Origin of the sequence: Achromobacter aegrifaciens, from assembly GCF_902859965.1 — a bacterium.
GTDB classification, from domain to species: domain Bacteria; phylum Pseudomonadota; class Gammaproteobacteria; order Burkholderiales; family Burkholderiaceae_B; genus Achromobacter; species Achromobacter aegrifaciens.
Genome location: NZ_CADIKO010000001.1, coordinates 1,188,525 through 1,204,193, shown reverse-complemented (window position 1 = coordinate 1,204,193; position 15,669 = coordinate 1,188,525). Strand labels below are relative to the sequence as shown.

Genomic DNA, 15,669 nt, shown 5'->3' with positions numbered 1-15,669 from the left:
GGCCACCGTGGAAGGCATTCGTGCCCGGTGGCACGGCTGGGCTTCAAACCCAGTTGGGGGCGTCAGACGTTCCCAGGTAGGTTCGACTCCTGCTGCCTTCCGCCATCCCTTGTGCGGCGCGCTAAGCCCGCAGCATCCCTGTCACCACGCCGCCTACCCGGTCCGATTTCCAGTCCAGTTGTCCCAGATGCCAATATCGGACGGATCCGCCGCGGTCCACCAGATAGTTTGCGGGCAGGCCGACTGCATCCCATTGCTTTGACGCCGTGCTGTTCCTGTCGTGCAGCACGGTACCCGCGACCGGCCATTTCGCCAGAAAGGCGTTGATCCTGGCCGCCGAATCGCCGACGTTCACGGCCACCAGGCGCAGGCCTTCTTCGCGATGGCGTTTGGCCATGGCGGACATGATGGGGATTTCATCGCGGCAAGGGTCGCACGAGGTGGCCCAGAAGCTGACGATGATCACGTTGCCGCGCCAGGCGGCGAGCTTCTTTTCGCGGCCGGCCAGATCGGGCAGGGCCAGCGGCGGCGTGGATGCGGTCCAGGGCGCCCAGTCCGGGCCGGTGGCCTTCTTGAGCGCATCGTCGCTGGCGGCCCGGGCATACCAGGGCAGGGCCGCCAGCGACAGGCCGGACTGCAGGAGTAGACGGCGGCTGATCATGGCGGTCCCCGTGGGTGGGCAGCAGGCGGACTCAGAGGGAAAGCGGCCTGGCGCTGAGCTTGTAGCTGAAGCTGGCGGGATCCAGGCTGTCCAGCCGGCCGTCCGAGGTTTCGCCGTTGGGATACATCAGGAAAGGCACGGGACCGTGGGCAGCGCCCGGCAGGACCACGTCGTGGCCGTGGTTGTATGCCACCCAGTTCATCTCCCAGGCGCCGAACAGCATGACGCGCGCGGCGCGAACCTTGGCATCGGTCAGCGGCAGTTCGCCGGGCGGCTCTTCCAGCATGACCTTGCGCACATCGGCAGGGTCCACCGGCACCCAGCCGTAGCCCGCGGCATAGAACTCGGCGCGGCAATGCTGCGCCTTGGTGACGTCGCCCGCCTTGCCCAGGCTTTTGTAGCCGAACTCGGAGTCCGCCACCCGCAGGCCATAGGCATCGCGGGCCGGTATGCCGGCGGCGCGGGCCAGTGCGACAAACAGGGAGTTGATGTCGGCGCACTTGCCGTTCAGATCATTGGCCGTGAGCATGTAGCGCACGTCGCCCACGCCGCAGCCGCGGGTGGACGCGGTTCTGCAGGTGTTCTCGACCACCCATTCGTAGATGGCGCGGGCCTGCGCCAGATCGCCGCGGTGGCCGCGGGTGATGCGGTCGGCGGTGCTCTTGACGATGCCGTCGGTAGGCAGCAGCGCGGTAGGCTGGAGGAATTCGCGTAGCGCGGCCGCGCTTTCACGTGGGACGTCGGCCGCGGGCGGCTGGCTCAGGTCCACGCGCCGGTTGCGGGTCTGGAAGCGGCTGGTGACCGTGACCTGGCGCGGCCCCTGCGCGTCCGGCCATTGCACGGCCAGCATCTGCACGCCGTAGCCGGGCGCCTGGGTCAGTTGGGCCACGCCGCCGCCGCTGACCTGCCAGGCGCTCTGCGCGCCGCGCTGGTAGGTGGTGTCAGTGGAGTAGGGTACCGGGATCCAGATGCGCGCGTGCGCGCCCGGATCCTGCACGGTGATGTCGGTGGTCAGTTCGAAGGCGCGCCATCCGGCGCTGACAGGGGCGAGTCCCGCGTGCGCCGCCCTGGGCAGGGCCGCGCTGGCGGCGCACAGGGCGCCCGAGAAACGGAGGAAATGTCGGCGATCCATATAGCCCTCACTCACGGTGAAGATTGGCTGTCGGTGCGCCCGGGGCCGGGCGGCCGTCCGTTGCTGCGTGCTGCCGGATCATCATAGGGCCAATCCCGGGGGCGGTGCTATCCTTTTTCACCGACCTATGGAGATTCAGATGACCACCCAGGATGTTGCCAGCGCGGCGGTGCCGCGATTGACTTCGCTTTCGCACGGCGGCGGCTGTGGCTGCAAGATCGCACCCGGCGTGCTGTCCGAGCTACTCAAGCGCTTCGGCCCGGCGGTCAGCTACCCTGATCTGCTGGTGGGCACCGAGACGGCCGACGACGCGGCGGTCTATCGGCTGAACGACGAGCAGGCGCTCATCGCCACCACCGATTTCTTCATGCCCATCGTCGACGACCCCTACGACTTCGGCCGCATCGCCGCGACCAATGCGCTGTCGGACGTCTACGCGATGGGCGGCACGCCCATCATGGCGCTGGCCATCGTGGGCATGCCGATCAACGTGCTGCCGCATAGCGTCATTGCCGACATCCTGCGCGGCGGCGAATCGGTCTGCAAGGACGCCGGCATTCCGGTGGCCGGCGGCCACAGCATCGACTCCGTCGAACCCATTTACGGCCTGGCGGCGATGGGCCTGGTGCATCCCGGCCGCATCAAGCGCAATGCCGACGCGCGCGCTGGCGACGTGCTGATCCTGGGCAAGGCATTGGGCGTGGGCATCCTGTCGGCCGCGCTGAAGAAGAACCGGCTGGACGACGCCGGCTACCGCGCCATGATCACCGAGACCACGCGTCTGAACCGGCCGGGGCCTGCGCTGGCCGCCATGGAAGGCGTGCACGCCATCACTGACGTGACGGGCTTCGGCCTGTTGGGACATACGCTGGAAATGGCGCGCGGCGCGCAGCTGACGGCGCATGTGCGGCGCGATGCGCTGCCCTGGCTGCCCGGCGTGCAGGCCTTTGCCGCGGACGGCGTCATCACCGGCGCGTCCGGCCGCAATTGGGCTTCCTATGGCGCGTCCGTGCGCCTGGGCGAGGGCGTGAGCGACACGGAGCGGGCCTTGTTGACCGATCCGCAGACCGCCGGCGGACTGCTGGTGGCTTGCTCGCCGGACGCCGCGCAGGCCGTGCTGGACCTGTTCCGCCAGCACGGCTTCGAGCAGGCGGCCATCATCGGCGACATGCGGGCGGGCGAGCCGGAAGTGCGCGTCGACTGAAGGCCCCTGGCTGGCCTGGGCGCTAGCGCGCCTGGCCGGCGCGGCCCAATTCCTGCACCTGGTAGTTGATCTGCCAGTGCAGCAGCTCCGTGTAGGCGTTCAGGCGAACCTGCTCCGCCCATTGTTCCGCCGTCGCGTCCTGCTCTTCCTCCAGCGCCAGCCCCGATGGACCTGCCCAGGGCAGGATGCGGCCGGGCTTGTCCGGCCGGAATACGCCTTCATCGGTCAGCAGCACGTGCTTGCTGTTGAAGCCGAAGCACCAGGCCGGATCGGGCTGGGCGGCCAGCAGGTCGCAGCCACTGCGGAAGTAGGCTGTTTGCGGCAGGCTCAGGTGATACAGCGTGGGCAGAATGTCCTTGTGGCTGCCCACGCGCGCCGGGTCGTAGCGCGCCTGCGCCCGGTAGGCCGGCGGCACGTACAGGTAGAACGGCACCGCGCGCGCCAGCGCCGCGTCCTTCGGGTCCTGATAATCGATACCCAGGATGTTGTGGTCGCCGGTCACGGCGACGATGGTCCGGGACGCATAGTCCGATGCCTTCAGGCGCGTCAGGAAGCGACCCAGCTGATCGTTGGCGTAACGCAGCGTGTCGAATGCGGCAGCCAGCGCATCCCAGGTCTTGAAGTAGGGCAGGCTGGCCACATCGTCCAGGGGCAGGCCGCCGCGCTGCCCGCCGTCGGGCACGATGAACGGCGGATGGTGAGTGGTGGACAAGGCGATGATGAAGAGCGGCTGGCTGTCCTGAGTGCCTTGCGCCAGCCGTTCTTCGATATAGCGGAACATGTACTCGTCCGGTACGCCCCAGGTTCCGGTCCGTGCTTGGGGATAGCGCACCTTGAGGGTCTGCTGGTCCACGAATTCATGTGCGCCCAGCTTGGTGGCGAAGACGCCGAGGTTGCGCCATGTGGCGGCGCCGGACGTAACGAAGACGACCCGGTAGCCGCGCTGCAAAAAGGGCGTGAAGGCATTGCTGGCGAATGGCGTGTCCACCGCCGACGATTGGCCGACGGCTGCAATGGGGCTACGCACCAGCAGGAGGCTCAATGATTCGATGGTGCCGTTGCCTTCGCCCACGAAGCGCTCGAACACCCAGTCCTCGCTCCAGTGCGGACGCAGCGCGCCGAGCACGTCGCGCCCCGGACGGTCATACGAGTTCAGGTGTGCCCCCATGCTCTCCATGACCTGCAGCACCACGTGCGGAGGCCGCGCCGCAGCCGCCGGATTGGGCCCGGTTGCGGCCATGAAGGGCCGCAGGCCAACATCCGGCCAGCCCAGGAAGCGCTCATAGAGCTGGCGCCCCTCTCGCAAGGTGACGGGTTCGAAGCGCTTGTCGTTGCCGCGGTCGGACAGGGCCCAGGAAAAGGCCGAGACGCCATTGGGCGCGATGTCGTTGAGCAGGCGCAGCGACGAGATGCTGGTGTCGTCCTTGTTGAGCGGAAACTTGCCCAGCGATCCTCTGCAGGCCAGCACGGTGATGCCTATGATCAGCGCAAACCGCAACAGGCTGGGGATGAACGCGCGGCGCTTGAACAGCATGCCTTGCACCCAGCCACGCCAACGGCGGCCGAGCCACCAGGTTCCCGCCAGCACCGCCGCCAGCAGCAGGCCAGCCTGCGCCAGCGGGTAGCCATGCCACAGGGTCATCAGGATGGCCTGGGTGTCGTCGTCCACCAGCCCGAACACGAAGATGTCGATCGAACGGGAAAATGTGGCGAAGTAGAAGACGCTGATGATCGTGATGGCCGCGAACAGCGTCGCCATGGCTGCGCCCAGCCCCGGCAGATGGCGCTGCCAGCGCCGTTGCAGGCCGGGTCTGGCCGCCGCTGCCATGGACAGCAGCAGCAGCGCCGAACAGGCGATGCTGGCGACCTTGATGTCGAACAGCAGCCCTGTCGCCAGGGTGCGCCGCACGTCCTGCGGCAACGCGTCATAGGTCCCCGGCGCGGCATAGCGCAGCAGCAGGTAGCCGCGCCCGGCGCTTTGCGCCAGGACGCTGATCAGCCAGGGGGCCAGCAGGACCAGAAAGGATCGTTGAAAATTGACGAACCAGTCTTGCCACCCGAACGCCGGACGGAAAAGCCTAATCAACATCTTGGGAGCAGGGTTACGGACCAGCGCCGCAATCTACCGGAGCAGCCATCCCAAGTTATGAAGATCTGTATGGATTTTGTAGCGGCGCGGCGCCTACACGGTCAGGTCGCGCGCGGTGGCTTCGGCCTGTTCGATCAGCCAACGCGTGACGACCTCGGCGTCCGGCGTGGCGCGGCGTGTATTGCGCACCAGCCAATAGGCGTGCTCGGTGGCGCTGGCGGCCTGGCCGCCGACGGCCTCCAGCCGTTTGTCCGCCAGCATCGGCGCGATCAGCGCCAGCCGGCCCAGCGCGATGCCGTGGCCCGCCAGCGCCGCGTGCACGATCTGGTCATACTGGTTGAAGCGCAGCATGCCCCGGGCGGGCACCCGGGCAAGGCCGCGCGCATTCAGCCATTCCGACCATTGCAGCCAGGGGCGCGTCGGGTCGTCGAATTCCAGCAGCACATGGCGTTGCAGTTCCTCGGCATCCAGCAGGCGGGCCTTGAGCGAGGGGTGGGCCACCGGCACCACCGCCTCGCCGAACAGCCAGGCCGCGCTGTCTGGCACGCCATCGCGCAGGCTGTAGCGAATGGCGATGTCCACGCTTTCGCGGTCGATGTCGATCAGCCGGTTGTCGGCCGCCACGCGCACGTCGATGTGCGGATGCGCCGCCTGGAAGTCCCCCAGACGAGGCAACAGCCACAGCGAGGCCACCCCGATGGTCGTGGTGACGGTAACGGGCGTGCGGCGCTCGGGTGCGCGCAGCTGCTCGGTCAGGTCGCCCAGCTGGCTCAGCCACACGTCGGCCATTCGGAACAGCTGCGCGCCCTCGGAGGTGAACGACACGCTGCGGAATCCGCGCACCAGCAGGGCCACGCCCAGGTGGGCCTCCAGCGCCCGGATCTGGCGGCTCACGGCCGACTGGGTCACATGCAGATCCTGCGCGGCCAGCGTGATGCTCATGCGGCGGCCGACGGCCACGAAGCCTCGGACCAGATCAAGCGGCGGGAGTTTGGCCAGCGGATATGGCATTCGTAAAACTCATGCGTATCGGACGGAAATGTCGCTTGAGCAATAGTACCTCCAGGGCGTTCAATAGGACTCAGACGACGGGTGTAAGGGCGCAAAGCCCGGGCAATCCGCCGCGATCGCCGCCGCCGCGGCCCAGGGGTACGCCATGATCCAGGTATGTTGCACTGCGGGAATGTCATTCCGTTTGGCCGGCGGCTCGACTATGCTGCTCAAGCACGCCTCGGGCGTCCGCATCGTGTGTCACGCCGGCACCTTGTGGCTTTCCGAGTACCGGCGCTTCGATGACAGCGTGCTTCAAGCCGGGGATTCCATCACCGTCGGCAGCGATCGCGATGTCGTTCTCAGCGGCCTGCCGGATGCGCAGGTCGCGCTAATTTCGTAGCAGCTTGCCCCGGAGCTCCAGTCATGACCGCGTCCCTGCCCGACACGCCCCGCATCGAGATGTGGTTCGATTTCGCCAGCCCGTACAGCTATCTGGCCATCGAACGCATCGACGCCCTGGCGCAAGAGGCCGGGGTGCGGGTCGATCTGCGCCCTTTCCTGCTGGGTCCTATCTTCCAGGCCCAAGGCTGGAACGACACGCCGTTCCGGCTGTTTCCGGGCAAGGGCGCCTACATGATGCGCGACATCGCCCGCCTGGCCGAAAAGTACGGCCTGGTCTACAACCGTCCCCGCCTGTTTCCGCGCATGAGCGTGCTGCCCGCCCGCATCGCGCTGCTGGGGCAGGACGAGCCCTGGGGCCGCGATTTCTGCGTGGCGGTGTTCCGCGCCAATTTCCAGCACGACCTGGACATCCAGTCCGAGGACGTGGTGCACGGGCTGCTGACGGACCTGGGGCTGGACGCCGCGGCGCTGATCGCCCGCGGCAAGTCCGAAGCCGCCAAGGAGGCGCTGCGCCGCCAGGTCGACCGTGCCCGCAACCTGGGGCTGTTCGGGGCACCCACGTTCTTTGTGGACGGAGAGATGTTCTGGGGCAACGACCGCCTGGAAGACGCGCTGGAATGGACCCGCCGCGAGGCGCCCGCCAGCGCCTGGAATGCATCGGCCACGCGCGCCTGAGCGCTGCGCAAACAAGTTTTTTCGTCAACCCAACTTCAGCAATGAAAAACGCCAGCAGTGCCTATCGCGGCGCGCCCATGCCGGGCGGCCGTTCGTTCACGCAATTCCGGGCCGCGCGCATCCGGCGCGTGTCGTTCCAGTGGAAACAGGCCGCAGCAGTCGGCATGCCGGACAAGGGCAGTCCGCAAGGCGGCTCGCGGGGCCGCTAGGGCCCCGCGCCAAACGCCGGCAGGGGCCAGTCAGCCCTTGCTGACGGGCGCCACCCGCGCCCACTCCTCGTCCGAGTACAGCCGCGAACGCAGCAGGAAGCGCTTGCCTTCCGCGCTGTCCAGCGAAAACGCGCCGCCCCGGCCGGGCACGGCGTCGATGATGAGCTGGGTGTGCTCCCAGTACGCGAACTGGTCCTCGCCCATGTAGAACGGGCAGCCTTCCAGTTCGCCGAGCAGCACGTCCGAACCGCCCACCATGAATTCGCCCTGGGCGTAGCACATGGGCGAACTGCCGTCGCAGCAGCCGCCGGACTGGTGGAACATCAGCGGGCCATGCTTGGCCCGCAGGGTCTCGATCAGGCTGCGCGCCTCGTCGGTGGCGACCACGCGCGGCGTTTGCTCTGCCATGTCAGGCTCCTTTGAGGCGCGCCGGGCCTCGCGGCCCGGCGCCAGGCCATGGCGGGGTCAGAAGAAACCCAGCTTCTTCGGCGAGTAGCTCACCAGCAGGTTCTTGGTCTGCTGATAGTGGTTGAGCATCATCTTGTGGTTCTCGCGTCCGATGCCCGATTGCTTGTAGCCGCCAAACGCCGCATGCGCCGGATAGGCGTGATAGCAGTTGGTCCACACGCGGCCGGCCTTGATCGCGCGGCCCATGCGATAGCAGGTGTTGGCGTCGCGCGACCACACGCCCGCGCCCAGGCCGTAGAGCGTGTCGTTGGCCAGGGCCAGCGCATCGTCGGCATCCTTGAAGGTCGTCACGGCCACCACCGGCCCGAAGATTTCCTCCTGGAACACGCGCATCTTGTTGTGGCCCTTGAACACCGTGGGCTGCACGTAATAGCCGCCTTCCAGCGCGCCCTGCATCTGCGCGCGCGAGCCGCCGGCCAGCACGTCGGCGCCTTCCTGCTTGCCGATGTCCAGGTACGACAGGATCTTCTCCAGCTGCTCGGTGGATGCCTGCGCGCCCAGCATGGTGTCCGCGTCCAGCGGATTGCCTTGCTTGATCTCGGCCACGCGCTTGAGCGCACGTTCCATGAACTTGTCGTACAGGGATTCCTGGATCAGCGCGCGGCTGGGGCAGGTGCAGACCTCGCCCTGGTTCAGCGCGAACATGACGAAGCCCTCGACCGCCTTGTCGAGGAAGTCATCGTCCTGCGCGGCCACGTCGGCAAAGAAGATGTTGGGCGACTTGCCGCCCAGTTCCAGCGTGACCGGGATGATGTTCTGCGAGGCGTACTGCATGATGAGCCGGCCGGTGGTGGTCTCGCCGGTGAAGGCGATCTTGGCGATGCGCTTGTTGGACGCCAGCGGCTTGCCGGCTTCCAGGCCGAAGCCCGTGACCACGTTCACCACGCCGGGCGGCAGGATGTCGCCGATCAGTTCCATCAGCAGCAGAATGCCCAGCGGCGTCTGCTCGGCGGGCTTGAGCACCACGCAGTTGCCTGCGGCCAGGGCCGGCGCCAGCTTCCATGCCGCCATCAGGATGGGGAAGTTCCAAGGAATGATCTGGCCGACCACGCCCAGCGGTTCGTTGAAGTGATAGGCGACCGTGTCGTGGTCGATCTCGGACAGCGAGCCTTCCTGGCTGCGGATGCAGGAAGCGAAATAGCGGAAGTGGTCGATTGCCAGCGGAATGTCGGCGGCGCGCGCTTCGCGGATGGGCTTGCCGTTGTCCCAGGTTTCGGCCGTGGCCAGGCGTTCCAGGTTCGCCTCCATTACATCGGCGATCTGCATCAGCATGCGGGCGCGCTGCGCGGCCGGGGTCGCTCCCCATTTGGGCGCGGCGCGGTGCGCGGCGTCCAGCGCCAGTTCAATGTCGCGCTCCTTGGAGCGGGCATTGCGCGTCAGCACCTGGCCCGTGACCGGCGTGACGTTGTCGAAGTATTCGCCGTCGGCGGGCTTCTGCCATTTGCCGTCGATGAAATTGTCGTACTGGGTTTTCAGGTCCAGGCGGGTGCCGTAGGAGTCGGGGGTGATGCGGGTCGCGATGTCCATGCTTGTCTCCGGTATTGTGGGGGTGCGGCAGTCGGCTGCCTGTCCCGTATCAAGCAAGGAGCGTGCCAGTCGGTGCTTCCCCGCTGGACAGCCCGCGGCTTGCATGCGAAAGTAGGTTTCAGAACGGGCAATATGCAGTAGAGCCCCTCGAGGGCCGGCCCGCCGCCGGGCCGTCCCAAGGCGGGCCAGTCCCCTTGGGGGCAGCAAGCCCGCGTAGCGGGTGCGGCGTGGGGGCCTTCCCTGTCGCTTTTTGCGACATCGTCGCGGAACAGGTGTCGCAGAACGCCTGTCCCAGGAGACATGCATGGCCACTCAATCCCGTCAGCATGCGCTGACGCAAGCGCGCCTGCTGTTCAACCAGCAAGGCGCGGTGCCCGGCGGCGTGGTCGCCGAGCCCATCCTGCGGTCTTGGCGGCGCTGCGCCGACCTGGGCTTCGACATGCGCGGCGTGCGCCGCGCCGAACTCATGACCCAGGGCGAGCTGCGCGAGGCCCAGCAGCGCAACGAGGCGCTGCGCCGGCTGTCCGAACCCGCCATGTCCATGCTGCGCCGCCAGGCTGGCGGCAGCGGCGGCCTGGTGATCCTGTCCGATGCCCAGGGCCTGGTGCTGGATTCCGACGGCGACACCGGTTTCGCCCAGCGCGCCTCGCGCGTGGCATTGATGCCCGGCGCGCCTTGGGACGAAGCGGCGGCAGGCACCAATGCCATCGGCACCGCCCTGGTGGAAGGCCGGCCCATCGCCGTGCACGGGGCGGAACACTATTTCGAACCCAACCGCATCCTGACCTGCGCTGCTGTCCCCATTACCGACAGCGAGGGCCGCACGCTGGGCGTGCTGGACCTGTCCAGCCCGGCGCGCGACCTGCGGCCCGACGTGCTGGAACTGGTGCGCGCCGCCGTCGACCTGATCGAGCACCGCTTGTTCGAACAAGCCTACGAGCAGCACGCCGTGCTGCGGCTGCATGTGGATCGCTCCGGACTGGGCGCGCCCGGCGAGGGCCTGCTGGCCTTCCAGGGCGACCTGCTGATCGGCGCCAACCGCCGCGCCTTGCAGGCGCTCGGCCTGGCGCCCACGGCTCTGGGCGTGTACCGCTACGGCGACGTGTTCGACGGCGACATGGAACGCTGCCCCGACGCGGCGGGCCGGGTGCAGGCGCGTTCGGGCGTCGTGTACCACGCGCGCTTGCGCTGGCCGCGCTCGCGCGCCCCGCAAGCGCCGTCACTGCCGTCACTGCCGCCAGCGGCCGGCTCGCGCCCCGCTGCGCCGAGTTTCGATGCCCCAACCCTGGGCGCGCTGGCGCGCGCCGTGCACTTGTCGGATGCGGGTGTGTCGATTCTGCTGCAAGGCGAAACCGGCGTCGGCAAGGAAGTGTTCGCGCGTCAGCTGCATGCGCGCAGCAAGCGCGCCTGCGGGCCGTTCGTGGCGGTGAACTGCGCAGCGTTGCCCGAGAGCCTGATCGAATCCGAACTTTTCGGCTACGAAGACGGCGCCTTTACCGGCGCGCGGCGCCAGGGCAGCAAAGGGCTGCTGCGCCAGGCGCACGGCGGCGTGCTGTTCCTGGACGAGATCGGCGACATGCCGCTGATGCTGCAATCGCGCCTGCTACGTGTGCTGCAGACGCGCGAAGTCTCGCCGTTGGGCGCGGCGAGGCCGGTGGCCGTGGACTTTGCGCTGGTATGCGCGACGCACCGGCCGCTGGCTCATGAAGGGCCCGATGCGCCGGTGCGCCCGGACCTGTATTTCCGCATCGCCGAATACACCGTCACGCTGGAACCGCTGCGCGCGCGCGCCGACCGCCTGGAATTGCTGCGCGGCCTGTGGGCGGCGCAAGGCGCGGGGCCGGTCCTGCCGCCCGACATCGAAGCAACCCTGGTTGCGTACGCCTGGCCCGGCAATTACCGGCAACTGGTGGCCGTGCTGCGCACGCTGCACGTGCTGGCGGGACCTGCCGGTGTCGTCGAGGCCGACATGCTGCCTGCCGATATCCGCGGCGCTGCACCGCCGCCGCCCGCTGCGGGCGTCGATGCCCCGACCAATCTGCAAGCCATGACGGACGCCGCGATCCGCGACGCCCTGGCCGCCCACGGCGGCAATGTCAGCCGCGCAGCGCGCGCGCTGGGCGTACACCGCAGCACGCTTTATCGCCGCCTGCCGCGTCCGGTCTAGCGGAATTTTCCGTTCCTTGCGCGCGGCGCTGCGCCGGTGTTTGCCACGTGTACGCAAGGCGTGCACAAAAACTATCTTTTGAAGATAGGTTAACTATCCCAGCACACGGGAAGAACTGCTTACGATGCCCGCATCCCCTTCAACCCAGGTGATGACATGGCAAGCAACGAGCTGTTCTACGACGACTTCGAAATAGGCCGTCTCTTTCCTCCCAGCCGCTACAGCATCGGCGCCGCAGACAGCGACGCTTTCATCGGCACCTTCGAACACACTCCGGTCCTCGACGGCAGCGGCCGCGCCGTATTGGCGCAAGGCGGCGCGCCCGTGCGCAGCGTGCATCCGGTGCTGGTCGGCAGCTTTCAACCGCAGCACGCGGCCTTTGCCTGGCCGACTGGCGTGCTGCACGCCCGCGAGAAAGTCCGTCTGCTGGCGCCCGTGTATCCAGGAGAGGAGCTGGAGGCCAGCGTGCTGGTGAAGGACAAGTATCTGAAGAACGACAAGCGCTTCGTGGTGCTGGAGATCACCGTCCGCAAGCTGGAAAACGCGCGCGTCGCTCTGGTGGCGGAGCGCAGCCTGGTTTGGCCCAACTGAGGAGGCCGGCATGGAATTCAAGGTAGGCGACAAGTTCCGTAGCGTTGCGCGCGGCGCGGAACAGGAAGACATCAACCGCTTCGGCGCGCTGCACGGTACCACCGGCAGGACGCACACCGATCCCGAATATGCGCGCAACAGCGTTTTCGGCGGAGTCATCGTGCAGGGGGCGCTGGTGATGGCGCCAGTTCTCGACATGGCCGCCGATCTGCTTGGCGATACGTGGCTCGACGGCAGTGAGATCGAGGCGAAGTTCGTGGCGTTCACGCGGCCGGGGGAGGCCGTGGACGTTGCATTCGAAGTGACCCGCAGCGAACCCGGATGGCTGGAGCTGGCCTACGCCTGCACCCTGGCTGACGGAAAGAAGGTCCAGGTGGGAACCATCACCCGCCGCCGCGGCTGAACCCGGCCGCAACACATAACAAGCATAAGGAGACAATCTTGAAACGCATCCTGCAGAGCCTTGCCCTCTCTTGCGCGGCCATGGCCGCGACGGCCGCCTGGGCCGCGCCGTATCCCGACAAGCCTATCCGCATGATCGTGCCGGCCGCGGCCGGCGGCGCCGCCGATACGCTGGCGCGCATGATAGGCCGTGGATTGACGGAGAAATTCGGCCAGCCCGTGGTCATCGAGAACAAGCCCGGCGCGGCCGCCATCGTGGGCATGTCCGCCATCGCCAAGGCGCCCGCCGACGGCTACACCCTGGGCATGACCTTCTCGGGCGCGATGTCCATCAATCCTTCGCTGTACCAGCAACTGCCCTATGACCCGGTCAAGGACTTCGCGCCCATCACCATCGTGGCGGTCTCGCCCCTGGTCATTGCCGTCAGTCCCAAGCTCGGACCGAAGTCCCTGGGTGAATTCCTGGCCCTGGCTAAGAAGGATCCTGGCAAGCTGACCTTCGGGTCGGCCGGCACCGGATCGACGCAGCATCTGTCCATGGAACTGCTTAAGTCGACTGCGGGCGTGGACATGCTGCACGTGCCTTACAAGGGCAGTTCGGCGGCGCTGGTCGACGTGCAGTCGGGCCTGGTCTCCGCGGTCAGCGACAACGCGATCACGCTGGTGCCGCTGATCCAGTCGGGGCAATTGGTGCCTCTCGCGGTCGAAACCGCGCAGCGCATCCAGTCGCTGCCCGAGGTGCCAACCGTGGCCGAATCCGGCTATCCGGGATTCCAGGCGGCAGGCTGGTATGGACTGCTCGCGCCCGCCGGCACGCCGCAGCCGATCGTCGCGCAACTCAACGCGGCGCTGCGCGAGATGGTGGACAAGCCCGACTTCACGCAATGGCTGCGGCAACAGGGTATGGAGCCGCAGACCGATACGCCCGAGGGCTTCGGGCGTTACATCAGCCAGGAAAAGGACAAGTGGGCCCAGGTCATCAAGACGGCCAAGGTGCCGCTGCAGGCATCGCGCTGAACACCGGCGGCGAGGCCGCCATCACTCCAGGACAACCATGCAAGCCGTAACTTCCACGCTTAGCGGAAACATCCGCGTCATCGTCATCGACAACCCTCCGGTCAATGCCACGTCCCAGGCGGTGCGCGCCGGCCTGCTGCAGGCCATGGAGCAGGCGGCAGGCGATGACGATACCCGGGCCATCGTCATCGCCTGCGCCGGCGCTACCTTCGTGGCCGGGGCCGATATCAAGGAGTTCGGCAAGCCGCCGCTGGACCCGCACCTGTCGCAGGTGATACACGCCATCGAATCCAGCGCCAAGCCGGTGGTCGCGGCGATCCACGGTTCCGCGCTGGGCGGGGGGCTGGAACTGGCCCTGGGCTGCCACTACCGGGTGGTGGATGCGCGAGCCCGCCTGGGCCTGCCCGAGTCCACCCTGGGTATCATCCCCGGGGCGGGCGGTATTCCTCGGCTGCTGCGCCTGGCGGGCGTCGAGAAGGCGCTGGACATGGCTGCGGGCGGCAAACCAATAGACGCGGCCGAGGCGCTGGAAGCCGGTTTGGCGGACGCGTTAGCACAGGAGGATGTCCGGGCCGCCGCCATTGCGTACGCCCAGCGCTTGCTGGCGGAGGGCCAGGGCGCGCGGCGCACGCGGGAATTGCCGGTTCCGGCCTGCGAACCTCAGTTGTTCGAGGCCGCACGCGCCAGGTTCCAGGTCAGCCATCGAGGCCAGTTGGCGCCGCAGGCTTGCGTCGACGTGGCCATGCGCAGCGTCGCTTCGAGTTTCGAGGACAGCGTGGCCTATGGCCGCGAGCGCTTCCGGGAACTGGTGGCGTCGCCGCAGGCGCAAGCCTTGCGCCACGCGTTCTTCGCCGAGCGCATCGCGACCAAGCCCGCCGGCCTGCCCGCCGAGGACGCGGCGCCGGTGCGCAAGGCCGGCGTGGTCGGCGCCGGCACCATGGGCACGGGCATCGCCATGTGCTTTCTGAATGCGGGCATCCCCGTCGTGCTGGTCGAGCAGAACGAAAAGGTGCTGGCGTCCAGCGTCGAGACCATAGGCAAGACCTATAGCAACGATGTGGCGAAGGGCCGCATCACCGAAGCCACGCAGCGTGCGCGGAACGGCGCGCTGACGCCGACGCAGCAATACGAGCCGCTGTGCGACTGCGACCTTGTGGTGGAGGCCGTCTTCGAGGACATGGGCGTCAAGCGGCAGGTACTGGCCAGCATCGAAGAGAACCTGCGGCCGGATGCGCTGATCGCCACCAACACCTCGTTCCTGGACATCGATGCGTTGGCGGCGGACCTGCGCCGCCCGGAGAGCGTCGTCGGCATGCATTTCTTCAGCCCTGCCCACATCATGAAGCTGCTGGAAAACGTGCGCGGCGCGCGCAGTTCGCCGCGCGCGCTGGCCACGATCCAGGCCTTGGGCAAGCGCCTGGGTAAGGTGGCGGTAATGGTGGGGGTGTCCGATGGTTTCGTCGGCAACCGCATGCTGGCGCGACGCACCCGCGAGTGTTACTTCATGCTGGAGGAAGGCGCGTTGCCCGAGCAGGTCGACCGCGTGCTGTGCGAGTTCGGCTTTCCGATGGGACAGTTCCAGCTGAACGACCTGGCGGGCCTGGACGTGGCCTGGCGCAACCGCCAAAGCCGGCTGGACCGTTTGAGCCCACGCGAGGTGGCTTGCAACATCCTGGACGAGATCGTCGCGGCGGGACGGCTGGGGCAGAAGACCGGCGCAGGGTTCTATACCTATGATGCGCAGCGCAAACGGTCGGTGGATCCGGCCATTTCCGAACTGATCGTGCGCAACGCGGAACGGCGCGGCATCAGGCGGCGCGAGATTTCCGACGGAGAGATCCTGGAGCGCTGCCTCTACGCCATGATCAACGAGGGGGCGCTGATCCTGGAGGAGGGCGTCGCCAGCCGGCCGGAGGACATCGACACCATCTGGCTCAACGGCTACGGCTTTCCGCGGTTCCGCGGCGGCCCGATGTTCCATGCGGACCAGATCGGCGCGGCGCGCCTCTGCGAGCGCATCCGCCATTACGCCAGCCTGGCAGGCGAGCAGTACTGGACGCCCGCGCCGCTGCTGCTCGCCCAGGCGCGCGACGGCGGCGGCTTTTACCCTCGCTGAGGCTTTCCCTTCCGTC

General features: G+C 67.7%; 15 protein-coding genes and 1 tRNA gene. 10 read left to right on the top strand and 6 right to left on the bottom strand.

Annotation, left to right across the window (positions count from 1 at the left end; genetic code table 11):
* Positions 1-9 precede the first annotated feature (9 nt).
* Positions 10-105: transfer RNA gene (locus tag HV793_RS05605), tRNA-Sec, on the top strand.
* A gap of 16 nt (positions 106-121) precedes the next feature.
* On the opposite strand, the gene HV793_RS05600 is transcribed toward HV793_RS05605, so the two are convergent.
* Complete coding sequence (locus tag HV793_RS05600) at positions 122-661, bottom strand: TlpA disulfide reductase family protein (protein ID WP_054455285.1); 540 nt, start codon at positions 659-661, stop codon at positions 122-124.
* 31 nt (positions 662-692) lie between these two features.
* Positions 693-1,793, bottom strand: coding sequence for a transglutaminase-like domain-containing protein (locus tag HV793_RS05595; RefSeq protein ID WP_175212799.1), 1,101 nt, complete (start codon positions 1,791-1,793; stop codon positions 693-695).
* A gap of 139 nt (positions 1,794-1,932) precedes the next feature.
* Between HV793_RS05595 and selD the strand changes: the two genes are divergently transcribed.
* A complete protein-coding gene (gene selD / locus HV793_RS05590; protein ID WP_175180392.1) occupies positions 1,933-2,997 on the top strand; it encodes a selenide, water dikinase SelD in 1,065 nt (354 codons plus the stop codon).
* Positions 2,998-3,019: 22 nt separating this feature from the next.
* On the opposite strand, the gene HV793_RS05585 is transcribed toward selD, so the two are convergent.
* On the bottom strand, positions 3,020-5,086 hold the full coding sequence (locus tag HV793_RS05585; protein WP_175212798.1) for an LTA synthase family protein: 2,067 nt from the start codon (positions 5,084-5,086) through the stop codon (positions 3,020-3,022).
* Positions 5,087-5,179: 93 nt separating this feature from the next.
* Positions 5,180-6,097 carry a LysR substrate-binding domain-containing protein gene (locus HV793_RS05580; protein ID WP_054455278.1) on the bottom strand — a complete coding sequence of 306 codons (918 nt, stop codon included), beginning with the start codon at positions 6,095-6,097 and terminating at the stop codon, positions 5,180-5,182.
* 172 nt (positions 6,098-6,269) lie between these two features.
* On the opposite strand from HV793_RS05580, the gene HV793_RS05575 reads away from it, so the two are divergent.
* Genes HV793_RS05575 through HV793_RS05565 form a run of 3 tightly spaced genes read left to right on the top strand, consistent with a single transcriptional unit; the run spans position 6,270 to position 7,365 of the window.
* Positions 6,270-6,479 (top strand): DUF2917 domain-containing protein, encoded by a 210-nt coding sequence (locus HV793_RS05575; RefSeq protein WP_082401069.1) that lies wholly within the window; start codon positions 6,270-6,272, stop codon positions 6,477-6,479.
* Between the two features lie 23 nt (positions 6,480-6,502).
* Positions 6,503-7,156, top strand: a complete 654-nt coding sequence (locus tag HV793_RS05570) for a 2-hydroxychromene-2-carboxylate isomerase (RefSeq protein WP_054455273.1) — start codon at positions 6,503-6,505, stop codon at positions 7,154-7,156.
* A gap of 41 nt (positions 7,157-7,197) precedes the next feature.
* Positions 7,198-7,365 carry a hypothetical protein gene (locus tag HV793_RS05565; RefSeq protein WP_166738452.1) on the top strand — a complete coding sequence of 56 codons (168 nt, stop codon included), beginning with the start codon at positions 7,198-7,200 and terminating at the stop codon, positions 7,363-7,365.
* 30 nt (positions 7,366-7,395) lie between these two features.
* Here HV793_RS05565 and HV793_RS05560 read toward each other — a convergent pair whose 3' ends face one another.
* Together HV793_RS05560 and adh are read right to left on the bottom strand one after the other, a co-directional pair.
* Positions 7,396-7,773 carry a DUF779 domain-containing protein gene (locus tag HV793_RS05560; RefSeq protein ID WP_054455269.1) on the bottom strand — a complete coding sequence of 126 codons (378 nt, stop codon included), beginning with the start codon at positions 7,771-7,773 and terminating at the stop codon, positions 7,396-7,398.
* A 57-nt stretch (positions 7,774-7,830) separates the two neighbouring features.
* Entirely contained in the window at positions 7,831-9,360 is a 1,530-nt protein-coding gene (gene adh / locus HV793_RS05555; protein WP_054455268.1) for an aldehyde dehydrogenase, read from the bottom strand.
* A gap of 304 nt (positions 9,361-9,664) precedes the next feature.
* Between adh and HV793_RS05550 the strand changes: the two genes are divergently transcribed.
* The 5 genes from HV793_RS05550 (at position 9,665) to HV793_RS05530 (ending at position 15,653) form a co-directional block, all read left to right on the top strand.
* Positions 9,665-11,527 (top strand): sigma-54-dependent Fis family transcriptional regulator, encoded by a 1,863-nt coding sequence (locus HV793_RS05550; RefSeq protein ID WP_175212797.1) that lies wholly within the window; start codon positions 9,665-9,667, stop codon positions 11,525-11,527.
* 156 nt (positions 11,528-11,683) lie between these two features.
* On the top strand, positions 11,684-12,118 hold the full coding sequence (locus HV793_RS05545) for a MaoC family dehydratase (protein ID WP_054455264.1): 435 nt from the start codon (positions 11,684-11,686) through the stop codon (positions 12,116-12,118).
* 10 nt (positions 12,119-12,128) lie between these two features.
* Positions 12,129-12,521, top strand: coding sequence for a MaoC family dehydratase (locus tag HV793_RS05540; RefSeq protein WP_119451209.1), 393 nt, complete (start codon positions 12,129-12,131; stop codon positions 12,519-12,521).
* Positions 12,522-12,559: 38 nt separating this feature from the next.
* Entirely contained in the window at positions 12,560-13,537 is a 978-nt protein-coding gene (locus tag HV793_RS05535) for a Bug family tripartite tricarboxylate transporter substrate binding protein (RefSeq protein ID WP_175212796.1), read from the top strand.
* Positions 13,538-13,574: 37 nt separating this feature from the next.
* A complete protein-coding gene (locus tag HV793_RS05530; RefSeq protein ID WP_175212795.1) occupies positions 13,575-15,653 on the top strand; it encodes a 3-hydroxyacyl-CoA dehydrogenase NAD-binding domain-containing protein in 2,079 nt (692 codons plus the stop codon).
* Positions 15,654-15,669 lie beyond the last annotated feature (16 nt).

Coding starts and splice junctions, on each gene's coding strand:
- HV793_RS05550 (WP_175212797.1), top strand. CDS start 9,665: ATGGCCACTCAATCCCGTCAGCATGCGCTGACGCAAGCGCGCCTGCTG.
- HV793_RS05600 (WP_054455285.1), bottom strand. CDS start 661: ATGATCAGCCGCCGTCTACTCCTGCAGTCCGGCCTGTCGCTGGCGGCC.
- selD (WP_175180392.1), top strand. CDS start 1,933: ATGACCACCCAGGATGTTGCCAGCGCGGCGGTGCCGCGATTGACTTCG.
- HV793_RS05560 (WP_054455269.1), bottom strand. CDS start 7,773: ATGGCAGAGCAAACGCCGCGCGTGGTCGCCACCGACGAGGCGCGCAGC.
- HV793_RS05530 (WP_175212795.1), top strand. CDS start 13,575: ATGCAAGCCGTAACTTCCACGCTTAGCGGAAACATCCGCGTCATCGTC.
- HV793_RS05565 (WP_166738452.1), top strand. CDS start 7,198: ATGAAAAACGCCAGCAGTGCCTATCGCGGCGCGCCCATGCCGGGCGGC.
- HV793_RS05545 (WP_054455264.1), top strand. CDS start 11,684: ATGGCAAGCAACGAGCTGTTCTACGACGACTTCGAAATAGGCCGTCTC.
- adh (WP_054455268.1), bottom strand. CDS start 9,360: ATGGACATCGCGACCCGCATCACCCCCGACTCCTACGGCACCCGCCTG.
- HV793_RS05570 (WP_054455273.1), top strand. CDS start 6,503: ATGACCGCGTCCCTGCCCGACACGCCCCGCATCGAGATGTGGTTCGAT.
- HV793_RS05595 (WP_175212799.1), bottom strand. CDS start 1,793: ATGGATCGCCGACATTTCCTCCGTTTCTCGGGCGCCCTGTGCGCCGCC.
- HV793_RS05580 (WP_054455278.1), bottom strand. CDS start 6,097: ATGCCATATCCGCTGGCCAAACTCCCGCCGCTTGATCTGGTCCGAGGC.
- HV793_RS05585 (WP_175212798.1), bottom strand. CDS start 5,086: ATGTTGATTAGGCTTTTCCGTCCGGCGTTCGGGTGGCAAGACTGGTTC.
- HV793_RS05575 (WP_082401069.1), top strand. CDS start 6,270: ATGTCATTCCGTTTGGCCGGCGGCTCGACTATGCTGCTCAAGCACGCC.
- HV793_RS05540 (WP_119451209.1), top strand. CDS start 12,129: ATGGAATTCAAGGTAGGCGACAAGTTCCGTAGCGTTGCGCGCGGCGCG.